The organism is Pseudomonas sp. ABa2 (genome assembly GCF_056676075.1).
Genome location: NZ_CM155239.1, coordinates 516609 through 529416 on the forward strand (window position 1 = coordinate 516609; position 12808 = coordinate 529416).

Here is a 12808-nt window from a genome sequence, read left to right on the forward strand (position 1 = left end):
CACGTTGCGCGACTCTGACCGGCAAGTCAAGTCAGCCGTCGCCGGGGCGCGGCGTGCGCGCCAGGCAGTAGACGTCGACCCGCGCGGCGCCGGCGCGGCGCAGCAGGCGGGCGAGAATGCCGGCGGTGGCGCCGGTGGTGAGCACGTCGTCGACCAGTGCCAGGTGGCGCCCGGCGAGTTCGGCGCCGGCGTCGAGGGCGAAGGCCTGGCGCAGGTTGCGCTTGCGCGTGGCGGCGTCCAGGCCCTGCTGCGCCGGGGTGTCCAGGCGCCGTTGCAGCCAGTCGCCGTGCACCGGCAACTGCAGGCGGCGGCCGAGCCAGTCGGCGAGCATCTGCGCCTGGTTGAAACCGCGGCGACGCTGGCGGCGCCGCGCCAGGGGCACCGGCAGCAGCGCCTGCGGCCTGGGCAAACCTTCGTCGTAGGCGTGCTGCAGGTGTTCGGCCAGCAGCTCGGCGAGCAGCCGGCCGTGCGGCCACTGGCCCTGGTGCTTGAAGCGGGTGATCAGGTTGTCCACCGGAAAGGCATAGCGCCACGGCGCCTCCACCCGGGCGAAGCTCGGCGTCTGGCGCTGGCAGGCGCCGCAGATCAGGCCGGCCATCGGCAGCGGCACCGCGCACACCTGGCACTGCGCGCCGAGCCAGGGCAGCTCGGTCTCGCAGGCGCTGCAGATGGCGTGTCGGGGGTGGTCGGCGGGCTCGTCGCAGAGCTGGCAATGGCGGCGCGGTTGCAGCCAGGCGGGAAGCGTGAGGGGGAGCAGGGGCATGGCGGCTCGTCCGTGAGCGAAAGCCCTGAGCCTAGCCGGCGCTCAGCGGATCAGCCAGCCCATCAGCACCAGGCCCAGCAGCAGCCAGATCACCCCGGCGAAGATGGCTTTGCGCAGCAGCGCGCGCACGCCCTTGTAGAGAAACAGCAGGCCGAGGATCAGCAGGACGAGGCTGAAGATCGACACGTCCATGCCGATGGCCCGCGCCATGCCGCCGAGGAACGCATCGATGGCGTCGGCCACCGCGCCCAGGGCGCCGGAGAACAGATCGACGATAAAGCGGATGGCGCTGCCCAGGGTGTGGCCCAGCCAGTCGAAAAAGCCGGTTAGCTGCATGCAGAAGATTCCGATGACGCGATAGGGGTTTGGCCAGGTGCCAGTATGAAAGTTCGATTGATCAATAAACGATCAGTGGTAAACCTGTGTCTTGTTGGCGGTTGACAGCATCCAAAGGCCACTTATGATGCCCTAAGCCTGAACGTCCCGTCGCCCCGTGCGCGGGCCCCGACAACAGACGCCGCCTAGCGTCGAAGGAAGCTCCCGATGAGTGCAACCGCCGCCACCCCCACCCGCCACGACTGGTCGCTGGCCGAAGTCCGCGCGCTGTTCGAACAGCCGTTCAACGACCTGCTGTTCCAGGCGCAGACGGTGCACCGCGCGCACTTCGACGCCAACCGCGTGCAGGTCTCGACGCTGTTGTCGATCAAGACCGGCGCCTGCCCGGAAGACTGCAAGTACTGCCCGCAGTCCGGCCACTACAACACCGGCCTGGACAAGGAAAAGCTGATGGAGGTGGAGAAGGTGCTCAAGGCCGCCGCCGAGGCCAAGGCCATCGGTTCCACCCGTTTCTGCATGGGCGCGGCGTGGAAGCACCCGTCGGCCAAGGACATGCCCTACGTGCTGGAGATGGTCAAAGGGGTGAAGAAACTCGGCCTGGAAACCTGCATGACCCTGGGCAAGCTGGATCAGGAGCAGACCCAGGCGCTGGCCGAGGCGGGGCTGGACTACTACAACCACAACCTGGATACCTCGCCGGAGTTCTACGGCAACATCATCACCACCCGTACCTACGGCGAGCGCCTGCAGACCCTGGCCTACGTGCGCGAGGCGGGGATGAAGATCTGCTCCGGCGGCATCCTCGGCATGGGCGAATCGGTGGACGACCGCGCCGGCCTGCTGATCCAGCTGGCCAACCTGCCGGAGCACCCGGAGAGCGTGCCGATCAACATGCTGGTCAAGGTCAAGGGCACGCCGCTGGCCGAGGAGAAGGACGTCGATCCGTTCGACTTCATTCGCACCCTGGCCGTGGCGCGGATCATGATGCCGAAATCCCACGTGCGCCTGTCCGCCGGCCGCGAGCAGATGAACGAGCAGATGCAGGCCCTGGCCTTCATGGCTGGCGCCAACTCGATCTTCTACGGCGAGAAGCTGCTGACCACCGCCAACCCCCAGGCGGACAAGGACATGGCCCTGTTCAAACGCCTCGGCATCAAGCCGGAGGAGCGCGAGGAGCATGCCGACGAGGTGCACCAGGCCGCCATCGAGCAGGCCCTGGTCGAGCAGCGCGATTCCAAGCTGTTCTATAACGCCGCGGTCTGAAGTCAGGCGGTGGATGAGCTTCGCGTCATCCACCCTACGTAGTCCTTCTGTAGGGTGGATAACCCGCTTGCGGTTATCCACCAGGTCTTGCCATGAGCTTCGATCTTGCCACTCGCCTCGCCGAGCGCCGCGCCGCCAACCTCTATCGCCAACGCCCGCTGCTTGAATCACCGCAGGGGCCGCTGGTGCAGGTCGATGGCCGCGAGCTGCTGGCCTTCTGCTCCAACGATTACCTGGGCCTGGCCAATCACCCCGAGGTGATCGCTGCCATGCGCGCCGGCGCCGAGAAGTGGGGCGTCGGCGGCGGCGCCTCGCACCTGGTGATCGGCCACAGCACGCCGCACCACCAGCTGGAAGCGGCGCTGGCCGAGTTCACCGGGCGGCCGCGCGCGCTGCTGTTCTCCACCGGCTATATGGCCAACCTGGCGGTGGTCACCGCGCTGGTCGGGCAGGGCGACAGCGTGCTGCAGGACCGCCTCAACCACGCCTCGCTGCTGGATGCCGGCCTGCTGTCCGGGGCGCGCTTCTCGCGTTATCTGCACAACGATGCGGTGAGCCTGGCCAATCGCCTGCGCAAGGCCAGCGGCAACTGCCTGGTGGTCAGCGACGGCGTGTTCAGCATGGACGGCGACCTCGCCGATCTGCCCGCGCTGTGCGCCGAGGCGCGCGCCACGCAGGCCTGGGTGATGGTCGACGACGCCCATGGCTTCGGCCCGCTGGGCGCCACCGGCGGCGGCATAGTCGAACACTTCGGCCTGGGCCTGGACGAGGTACAGGTGCTGGTCGGCACCCTGGGCAAGGCGTTCGGCACCGCCGGGGCCTTCGTCGCCGGCAGCGAGGAACTGATCGAGACCCTGATCCAGTTCGCCCGCCCCTATATCTACACCACCAGCCAGCCGCCGGCGGTGGCCTGCGCCACCCTGAAGAGCCTGGAGTTGCTGCGCAGCGAAGGCTGGCGCCGCGAGCACCTGAACCAGTTGATCGCGCGCTTTCGTGCCGGCGCCGCCGAGATCGGCCTGAGCCTGATGGACAGCCCGACGCCGATCCAGCCGATCCTGGTCGGCGACAGTGCCCGTGCCCTCAAGCTTTCGGCACTGCTCAAGGCGCGCGGCCTGCTGGTCGGCGCCATCCGCCCGCCCACCGTGCCGGTCGGCGGCGCGCGGCTGCGCGTGACCCTGTCCGCGGCGCACAGCGAGGCGCAGCTGGAGCTGTTGCTGGAGGCGTTGGCCGAGTGCTGGCCGCAGGTGCAAGAGCATGACTGAACGACTGATCCTGCTGCCCGGCTGGGGCCTGGACAGCGCCCTGTTGCAGCCGTTGGCCGAGGCGCTGGGTGACCAGCTGCGGGTTGAATGGTGCGAACTGCCGGCGCTGACCTCGGCGGCAGTGGACGATTGGCTCGATGAGCTGGACGCGCGCCTGCCGCAAGACTGCTGGCTGGCCGGCTGGTCGCTCGGCGGCATGCTCGCCACCGCGCTGGCGGCGCGCCGTGGCGCGCGTTGCCGGGGGCTGATCAGCCTGGCCGCCAATGCCTGCTTCGTCGCTCGCGAGGGCTGGCCGAGCGCCATGCCGGTCGAGACCTTCGCCGCGTTCGAGGCCGGCTGTGCGCAGGACGCCGGCGCCACCCTCAAGCGTTTCGCCATGCTCTGCGCCCAGGGCGCAAGCGACGCCCGCGCCCTGGCGCGCCGCCTGCAGGCGGCGCTGACCGAGGCGGCTGGCGCGCAATTGCTGGCCGGGCTTCAGGTGCTGGCGAGCCTGGACAATCGCGCGGCGCTGGCCGCCTTCACCGGGCCGCAGTTGCACCTGCTGGCCGAGCAGGACGCCCTGGTACCGGCCGCGGCTGGCGCAGCGCTGCTGGCCCTGCTGCCGGCCGGCGAGGTGGATGTGCTGGAAGGCTGCGGCCATGCCTTCGTGCTGGAACAGCCGCAGGCCCTGGCGGCGTTGCTGCTCGAGTTTATCCGCGAGGCCAGTGATGGTGAGTCGTAGGGTGCTGGCTTTCTTCCGCGGGGGCCGACCATGAGCGAGCATGCCCAGCCCGGCGGTCTGCCGGACAAGCGCCAGGTCGCGGCCTCCTTCTCCCGTGCGGCGGACAGCTACGATGCGGTGGCCGCGCTGCAGCGCAGCGTCGGCGCGCAGTTGCTCGAGCGCCTGCCCGCCTCGCTGCAGCCGGCGCGCTGGTTGGACCTGGGCTGCGGCACCGGGCATTTCACCCGCGCCCTGGGCGCGCGCTTCCCGCGGAGCGAGGGCCTGGCCGTGGATATCGCCGAGGGCATGCTGCGCCACGCCCGGCCGCTGGGTGGCGCCGCGCATTTCGTCGCCGGCGATGCCGAGGCGCTGCCGCTGCAGGCCGCCAGCCTCGACCTGCTGTTCTCCAGCCTGGCGCTGCAGTGGTGCGCCGATTTCCCGCAGGTGCTCCGCGAGGCGGCGCGGGTGCTGCGCCCGGGCGGCGTGCTGGCCTTTTCCAGCCTGTGCGTGGGCACCCTGCAGGAGCTGCAGGGCAGCTGGCAGGCGGTGGACGGCTTCGTCCACGTCAACCGCTTTCGCCGCTTCGAGGACTACCAGCGCCTGTGCGCCGCCGGCGAGCTGCAGCTGCTGAGCCTGCAGCGCCAGGCCGAGGTGCTGCATTTTCCCGACCTGCGCAGCCTGACCGCCTCGCTCAAGGACCTCGGCGCGCACAACCTCAACCCGGGGCGGCCGGGCGGGCTGACCGGGCGCGCGCGGATTCGCGCGCTGATCGAGGCCTACGAGGGCTTCCGTCAGGCCGAGGGGCTGCCGGCCACCTACCAGGTGGTCTATGGCGTGCTGCAGAAGCCGTTGAGCGTGGATCGAATGGAGCACCCGCAGTGACCCACGCCTACTTCGTCACCGGAACGGATACCCGGCTCGGCATGAGAAGCCGGCAAGACCACTTCGGCAGAGGGTTCGACTGATGACTCAAGCCTACTTCGTTACCGGAACGGACACGGAAATCGGCAAGACCACCATCGCCGCCGGCTTGCTGCATGCCGCTCGCCGGCGCGGACTGAGCACCGCGGCGGCCAAGCCGGTGGCCTCCGGTTGCGCCATGACCGCAGACGGCCTGCGCAACGACGATGCCCTGGCCCTGCTCGGCGAATGCTCGCTGGCGCTGCGCTACGAGGAGGTCAATCCGCTGGCCTTCGCCCCGGCCATCGCCCCGCACCTGGCGGCGCGCGAGGCCGGGGTGCAGCTGGATGTGGCCAGCCTGCTCGGCCCGGTGCGCGCGATCCTGGCCAAGGGTGCCGATTTTTCCCTGGTGGAAGGAGCCGGCGGCTGGCGCGTGCCGCTGGCCGGCGGCGAGAACCTCTCCGACCTGGCCGTGGCCCTGGGCCTGCCGGTGATCCTGGTGGTCGGCGTGCGCCTGGGCTGCATCAACCACGCCGTGCTCAGCATGGAGGCCATCGAGCGCGACGGCCTGCGCCTGGCCGGCTGGGTGGCCAATGTGGTCGATGCGCAGACCTCGCGCCTGGAGGAAAACCTCGCCACCCTCGCCGAACGCCTGGCGGCGCCCTGCCTGGGGCGCGTGCCACGTCTGGCCCAGGCAAGCCCGGCGGCGGTGGCGGCGCATCTGGATCTCGACCGGCTGGTTCAGCGGTAATAAGCAGTTACCCGACCATAGCCTTTTGCCTGTACGTTTTTTAGGCAGTTTCTGCTTCAATACCGGCCATTAGGTTCTAATCGCGCCGGGAGCTGCCGATGGAAATCTCTGCCAACGCATTCAATTCGGGTCTGAGCGGCATTCAGGCCGGGCAGCGCCGTGTCGAACAGGCAGCCAGCGAGATCGCCAGCAACGCCGTCAGCCAGCCGCCGCAAGGCAGTCAGACCCCGCCGCAGAATCAGGTCAATTCGGCGCCGCAAGCCGCCGAACAGACTCGCCCCGACCTGGCGCAAAGCCTGGTCGCCCTGCGCGTCGGCGAGAACGAGGTGCGCGCCAGTGCGCGCGTCGTGGAAACCGCCGACGAGGTGCTTGGCACCCTGATCGATACGCGTGCCTGAGAGCCTATCCACGATCTGCCGTGCGTCGGCCCTGCTGCGTTAAAAACAGGCTCAGCAAGCCGCCTGCGGCTAACGCACTTCAGTGCGGCCCCGGAGGGGCGAGCGAAGCGAGTACCGCTCATATACAGCTCGTAAAGTCGAGCGCGACTCCGACCGGCCTTGGCCTGTTTTGACCAGCCGGAGGCTGTTACTAACGTAGCGCCTTGCATGGCTCTAGCTCGCCAGATCGTGAATAGGCTCTAAGTTCATTACCCCGGCCGCGGATGCGGCCAATTGCGGGGTAGGAGGGAGCATATGCAGATCGGCAGCAGCCTGCCGTCGTTCGTCCCCTCGCCGCCCGTCGCGCCGGCCCGGCCACTCTCGGCCGCAGTTTCCCCCGATATCGCTCGCGCCGATCAGCCGCCTGCCGCCCCGACGCAGGAGGCGCAGGCCGACTCCTCCGCTTCCGGGCGCGAGGAGGCGGATCGCTCGGCCGAGCGCGATGGCCGTGGCGACGGCGAGCCCAGTGCGCAGCAGCAACGTCTCGAACAACTGGAAATCGCCGAGCTGAGCCAGCGCGACCGCGAAGTGCGGGCCCACGAGCAGGCCCATGCCGCGGTGGGCGGGCAGTACGCCGGGGCGCCCAGCTACAGCTTCAAGCGCGGCCCGGACGGCCAGCGCTACGCCGTTTCCGGCGAAGTCAGCATCGACACCGCCCCCGTGCCCAATGATCCCGAAGCCACCCTGCGCAAGATGGAGGTGGTCCTGCGTGCCGCGCTGGCGCCGGTCGAGCCGTCCGCGCAGGACCTGCGCGTCGCCGCCCAGGCCCAGGCGCAGGCGGCTCAGGCGCGGGTGGAACTGGCCGAGCTGCGCCGCGCGGAGGCCGTCGCCGCGGCCGAGGCGCGCCAGGCCGAGCGGGACGCCGAGGAAGGCGACGAAGAAGACCGCGCCGCGCAGCAGCCCTTGCCGCCAGCGCCTAGTCTTGAGCTGTATCGGCGCCTGGGCGAATGGCCGGCGCCGGATTCGCGCATCGATCTGCTCGCCTAGCCGGGCGATTGGCAGCGCTTGACAAGGGGGTGGCGTAAACGTATGTTTCAAACGCCTGTTTGATTGCTGGGCCGCGAATGCGTGGCCCAGCAGCCGGGAGTGATCCCGAAAGCGACCGACAAGCCGGTCACCCCAACTACTAGGAATCCACCGCAGAGGTTTACCGCTATGCCTGATTACAAGGCCCCCTTGCGTGATATTCGTTTCGTCCGTGACGAACTGCTGGGCTACGAAGCGCACTATCAGAGCCTGCCTGGCTGCCAGGACGCCACTCCGGACATGGTCGACGCCATCCTCGAAGAAGGCGCCAAGTTCTGCGAGCAGGTGCTGTCGCCGCTGAACCGTGTGGGTGACATCGAGGGCTGCACCTGGAGCGAATCCGGCGTGAAGACCCCGACCGGCTTCAAAGAGGCCTATCAGCAGTTCGTCGAAGGCGGCTGGCCGAGCCTGGCGCACGACGTCGAGCACGGCGGCCAGGGCCTGCCGGAATCCCTCGGCCTGGCCATCAGCGAGATGGTCGGTTCGGCCAACTGGTCCTGGGGCATGTACCCGGGCCTGTCCCACGGTGCGATGAACACCCTGAGCGCCCACGGCACCGACGAGCAGAAACACACCTACCTGACCAAGCTGGTGTCCGGCGAGTGGACCGGCACCATGTGCCTGACCGAGCCGCATTGCGGCACCGACCTGGGCATGCTGCGCACCAAGGCCGAACCGCAGGCCGACGGCAGCTACAAGGTCTCCGGCACCAAGATCTTCATCTCCGCTGGCGAGCACGACATGGCCGACAACATCGTCCATATCGTCCTGGCCCGCCTGCCCGATGCGCCGGCCGGTACCAAGGGTATCTCGCTGTTCATCGTGCCGAAGTTCCTGCCCTCGGCCGATGGCGGCGTCGGTGAGCGCAACGCGGTGTCCTGTGGCTCGATCGAGCACAAGATGGGCATCCACGGCAACGCCACCTGCGTGATGAACTTCGACGGCGCCACCGGCTTCCTGATCGGCCCGGCCAACAAGGGCCTGAACTGCATGTTCACCTTCATGAACACCGCTCGCCTGGGTACCGCGCTGCAAGGCCTGGCCCACGCCGAAGTCGGCTTCCAGGGTGGCATCAAGTACGCCCGCGAGCGTCTGCAGATGCGTTCGCTGACCGGCCCGAAAGCGCCGGAAAAAGCCGCCGACCCGATCATCGTGCATCCGGACGTGCGCCGCATGCTGCTGACCATGAAGGCCTTCGCCGAAGGCAACCGCGCCATGGTCTACTTCACCGCCAAGCAGGTCGACATCGTTCAGCACAGCCAGAACGAAGAAGAGAAGAAAGCCGCCGACGAACTGCTGGCTTTCCTCACCCCGATCGCCAAGGCCTTCATGACCGAAGTGGGCTTCGAGTCCGCCTCCCACGGCATGCAGATCTACGGTGGCCACGGCTTCATCAGCGAGTGGGGCATGGAGCAGAACCTGCGCGACTGCCGCATCTCGATGATGTACGAAGGCACCACCGGCGTGCAGGCCCTCGACCTGCTGGGTCGCAAGATCCTCATGACCCAGGGCGGCGCGCTGAAGAACTTCACCAAGATCGTGCACAAGTTCTGCCAGGCCAACGAGGCCAACGACGCCGTCAAGGAGTTCGTCGAGCCGCTGGCCAAGCTGAACAAGGAGTGGGGCGACATCACCATGAAGGTCGGCATGGCGGCGATGAAGGACCGCGAGGAAGTCGGGGCCGCTTCGGTGGACTACCTGATGTACTCCGGCTACGCCTGCCTGGCCTACTTCTGGGCCGACATGGCGCGCCTGGCGGCCGAGAAACTGGCGGCCGGCAGCGGCGACGAGGCCTTCTACAAGGCCAAGCTGCAGACCGCACGCTTCTACTACGCGCGTATCCTGCCGCGTACCCGCATGCACGTCGAAGCCATGCTGTCCGGCGCCAGCAACCTGATGGACATGGACGAAGAGCACTTCGCCCTGGGCTTCTAAGCCTGCCATCCGCTGGTCGAAGAACGCCGCCCCTCGGGGCGGCGTTTTTTTATGCCGGTGCGCTGGCGATAACGGAATGTCGCAACCCGTCGCTGTTTTCGCCGCAGCAAGCAGGCAAAATGCCGTCATCTCCGTGATGGACGTTGCCGCGATGCGTCTCGCCAGCCTGCGCCTCAGCCATTTCCTGTCTTCGCTGCCGTTGCTGCTCGGCGGGCTGCTGGCGGCGCGTTTGCCGGTGCTGAGCGAGTTCTTCGTCTCGCTGTTCAATGTACTGCCGACCCTGTTGCTGCTGCTCGGCGGCGCCTTCTGCCTGGGCTACGGCCGTCAGCGCGAGCTGTTCCTGCTGCTGGTGCTGTACCTCGCCTATTTCCTGCTCGACATCCAGGTGACCATTTCCGCGCCGGCGGCCAGGTGCGCGAGGATGCGGCCCTGGTGTTCCATCTGGTCTGCCTGCTGTTGCCGCTGTTCTATGCCCTCTACGGGTGCTGGGAGGAGCGCTCGCACCTGGCCCAGGACCTGCTCGCCCGCGGCGCCGTGCTGCTGGCGCTGGGGGGGCTGGCGCTGGGCCTGGCGCGGCGCTATCCGCAGGGGCTGGCCGAGTGGCTGGCGGCGATCCACTGGCCGAGCCTGCACGGCGCCTGGATGAGCCTGGCGCAACTGGCCTATCCGCTGTTTCTGCTGGCCTTCGTCGCCCTGCTGCTGCAGTACCTGCGGCAGCCGCGGCCGTTGCACGCGGCGCAGCTGTGCGGCCTGCTCGGCGTGCTGTGGATGCTGCCGCAGGTGTTCATCCTGCCCCACGCGCTGCAGGTGATGAGCAGCCTGGCGATGCTCATGCTGGTCGCCGCGGTGGCCCACGAGGCCTACCAGATGGCCTTTCGCGACGAGCTCACCGGGCTGCCGGGGCGGCGCGCGCTGAACGAACGCCTGCAGCGCCTGGGCCGCGACTACGTGATCGCCATGGTCGACGTCGATCACTTCAAGAACTTCAACGACACTCACGGCCACGACGTCGGCGACCAGGTGCTGCGCCTGGTCGCCAGCCAGCTGCGCAAGGTCGGGGGCGGCGGCAAGGCCTACCGTTACGGCGGCGAGGAATTCACCCTGCTGTTTCCCGGCAAGAGCCTCGAGCAGTGCCAGCCCCATCTGGAGGCGGTGCGCCTGGCCATCGAGCACTACCGCATGCAGCTGCGCGACAAGCAGAGTCGTCCGCGCAGCGACCAGCAGGGCAAGCAGCGCCGCGGCGGCAAGGGCGCGAGCGAGGTGTCGGTGACCGTCAGCATGGGCGTGGCCGCGCGCCAGGCCGAGCAGCGCAGCCCGCAGGCGGTGATCAAGGCGGCGGACAAGGCGCTGTACAGCGCCAAGGCCGCCGGGCGCAACTGCATCCGCAGCGCCGGCCAGCGCCGCGGCGCGGTGAAGCTGGCCGGCGAAGCCGACTGAGGCCGCTTATGGCCGCGCATTCAGCCGGCCAACTGTCGTTGTTGCCGGCCGCCGTGCGGCAGTAGCGTGGGGCGACCTGACCGCTGCCCGAATGGAGAACCGCCATGCCCGAGTACAAGGCCCCGCTGCGCGATATGCGCTTTCTGATCGACGATGTCTTCGCCTTTCCCGCCCACTACGCCGCGCTCGACGCCAGCGAGGCGAGCCCCGACATGCTCGGCGCCATCCTCGAGGAAGGCGCCAAGTTCTGCGAGCAGGTGCTGGCGCCGCTCAACCGCAGCGGCGACGAGGAGGGCTGCCGCTTCGACGCGGGCCAGGTGAGCACGCCCAAGGGTTTCAAGGAGGCCTTCGCCCAGTACGCCGAGGGCGGCTGGATGGGCCTGGCGGCCGACCCGGCCTACGGCGGCCAGGGCCTGCCGCAGTCGCTGGGGCTGATCGTCAGCGAGATGGTCGCCTCGGCGAATCAGTCCTGGGCCATGTACCCGGGCCTGACCCACGGCGCCATGTCGGCGATCCATGCCCATGGCAGCGAGGCGCAGAAGCAGACTTACCTGAGCCGCATGAGCGAAGGCCGCTGGACCGGCACCATGTGCCTGACCGAGGCGCACTGCGGCACCGACCTGGGCCTGATCAAGACCCGCGCCGTGCCCCAGGCCGACGGCAGCTACCGGATCAGCGGCAGCAAGATCTTCATCTCCGCCGGCGAGCACGACATGAGCGAGAACATCGTCCATCTGGTGCTGGCCAAGCTGCCCGACGCGCCGGCCGGCACCCGCGGCATCTCGCTGTTTATCGTGCCCAAGTTCCTGCCCGATGCGGCAGGCGAGGCCGGCGCGCGCAACGCGGTGAGCTGCGGCGCCATCGAGCACAAGATGGGCATCAAGGCATCGGCCACCTGCGTGATCAACTTCGACGGCGCCAGCGGCTACCTGATCGGCGAGGCCAACAAGGGCCTGGCCTGCATGTTCACCATGATGAACCACGCGCGCCTGGGCACCGGCATGCAGGGCCTGTGTCTCGGCGAGGCGAGCTTCCAGGGCGCGCTGAAGTACGCTAACGAACGCCTGCAGATGCGCGCGCTGAGCGGGCCGAAGGCACCGGACAAGGCCGCCGACCCGATCATCGTGCACCCCGACGTGCGCCGCATGCTGCTGACCATGAAGGCCTTCAACGAGGGCAACCGCGCGCTGGCCTATTTCACCGCGCAATTGCTCGACGTGGCGCACCAGGCCGAAAGCGCCGAGGCGCGAGAGGAGGCGGAGAACCTGCTGGCCTTCCTCACCCCGATCTGCAAGGCCTTCATGACCGAGACCGGGCTGGAGGCGACCAACCTCGGCATGCAGGTGTTCGGCGGCCACGGCTATATCCGCGAATGGGGCATGGAGCAGCTGGTGCGCGACTGCCGCATCGCGCCGATCTACGAGGGCACCAACGGCATCCAGGCGCTGGACCTGCTCGGGCGCAAGGTGCTCGGCAGCCAGGGCAAGCTGCTGCGCGGCTTTACCAAGATCGTCCACAAGTTCTGCGAGGCTCAGGCCGGGCATCCGCAGCTCGGCGCGCAGGTGGCCCAGCTGGCCGCATTGAACCAGCAATGGGGCGAGCTGACCCAGCAGGTCGGTATGGCGGCGATGAAGAATCCGGACGAGGTCGGCGCCGCCTCCGTCGACTACCTGATGTATTCGGGCTACCTGACCCTGGCCTATTTCTGGCTGCGCATGGCCGTGGTGGCCCAGGAGAAGCTGGCGGCTGGCGACGACGGCGGCTTCCACCAGGCCAAGCTGGCCACCTGCGCCTTCTACTTCCAGCGCCTGCTGCCGCGGACCGAGGCGCACCGCCTGGCCCTGGCCGCCGGCAGCGCCTGCATGATGGAACTGCCGGCCGAACACTTCGCCTTCTGACCGGCGGTCGTGGTCACTGGAGCCCGCCTGTTGGCGGGCTTTTTCATATCAAGCGGATGCGAACTTTTAGTGAATAATTGGTCACAACACGACCCTATGT

At 68.4% G+C, this 12808-nt stretch carries 11 protein-coding genes and 1 pseudogene; 10 read left to right on the plus strand and 2 right to left on the minus strand.

From position 1 onward, the window contains the following. Positions 1-31: 31 nt before the first annotated feature. Complete coding sequence (locus AC1G9C_RS02465) at positions 32-763, minus strand: double zinc ribbon domain-containing protein (RefSeq protein WP_480409358.1); 732 nt, start codon at positions 761-763, stop codon at positions 32-34. Between the two features lie 42 nt (positions 764-805). Then, positions 806-1099, minus strand: coding sequence for a hypothetical protein (locus AC1G9C_RS02470; protein ID WP_122110078.1), 294 nt, complete (start codon positions 1097-1099; stop codon positions 806-808). 207 nt (positions 1100-1306) lie between these two features. Between AC1G9C_RS02470 and bioB the strand changes: the two genes are divergently transcribed. From bioB to AC1G9C_RS02520, 10 genes and pseudogenes are all read left to right on the plus strand, one after another. Further along, positions 1307-2362 carry a biotin synthase BioB gene (bioB, locus tag AC1G9C_RS02475; protein WP_021444586.1) on the plus strand — a complete coding sequence of 352 codons (1056 nt, stop codon included), beginning with the start codon at positions 1307-1309 and terminating at the stop codon, positions 2360-2362. A gap of 92 nt (positions 2363-2454) precedes the next feature. Beyond that, the gene (gene bioF / locus AC1G9C_RS02480) at positions 2455-3624 is read left to right on the plus strand and encodes an 8-amino-7-oxononanoate synthase (RefSeq protein ID WP_480409359.1); all 1170 of its coding nucleotides are present in this window, start codon (positions 2455-2457) and stop codon (positions 3622-3624) included. Next, positions 3617-4345: an alpha/beta fold hydrolase gene (locus tag AC1G9C_RS02485; RefSeq protein ID WP_480409360.1), complete on the plus strand. Its 729-nt coding sequence runs from the start codon at positions 3617-3619 to the stop codon at positions 4343-4345. The genes bioF and AC1G9C_RS02485 overlap by 8 nt, the downstream gene beginning before the upstream one ends. A gap of 30 nt (positions 4346-4375) precedes the next feature. Then, on the plus strand, positions 4376-5206 hold the full coding sequence (gene bioC, locus AC1G9C_RS02490; protein ID WP_480409361.1) for a malonyl-ACP O-methyltransferase BioC: 831 nt from the start codon (positions 4376-4378) through the stop codon (positions 5204-5206). An 82-nt stretch (positions 5207-5288) separates the two neighbouring features. Beyond that, positions 5289-5975: a dethiobiotin synthase gene (gene bioD, locus AC1G9C_RS02495; RefSeq protein WP_480409362.1), complete on the plus strand. Its 687-nt coding sequence runs from the start codon at positions 5289-5291 to the stop codon at positions 5973-5975. A 98-nt stretch (positions 5976-6073) separates the two neighbouring features. Further along, positions 6074-6373, plus strand: coding sequence for a hypothetical protein (locus AC1G9C_RS02500; RefSeq protein ID WP_021445032.1), 300 nt, complete (start codon positions 6074-6076; stop codon positions 6371-6373). Positions 6374-6667: 294 nt separating this feature from the next. After that, positions 6668-7399, plus strand: coding sequence for a putative metalloprotease CJM1_0395 family protein (locus AC1G9C_RS02505; protein WP_480409363.1), 732 nt, complete (start codon positions 6668-6670; stop codon positions 7397-7399). A gap of 168 nt (positions 7400-7567) precedes the next feature. Beyond that, positions 7568-9373, plus strand: a complete 1806-nt coding sequence (locus tag AC1G9C_RS02510; protein WP_122110072.1) for a phenylacyl-CoA dehydrogenase — start codon at positions 7568-7570, stop codon at positions 9371-9373. Between the two features lie 151 nt (positions 9374-9524). After that, positions 9525-10810: pseudogene (locus AC1G9C_RS02515) on the plus strand (GGDEF domain-containing protein). Positions 10811-10914: 104 nt separating this feature from the next. Then, a complete protein-coding gene (locus AC1G9C_RS02520; RefSeq protein WP_480409364.1) occupies positions 10915-12708 on the plus strand; it encodes an acyl-CoA dehydrogenase C-terminal domain-containing protein in 1794 nt (597 codons plus the stop codon). Positions 12709-12808: the final 100 nt, after the last annotated feature.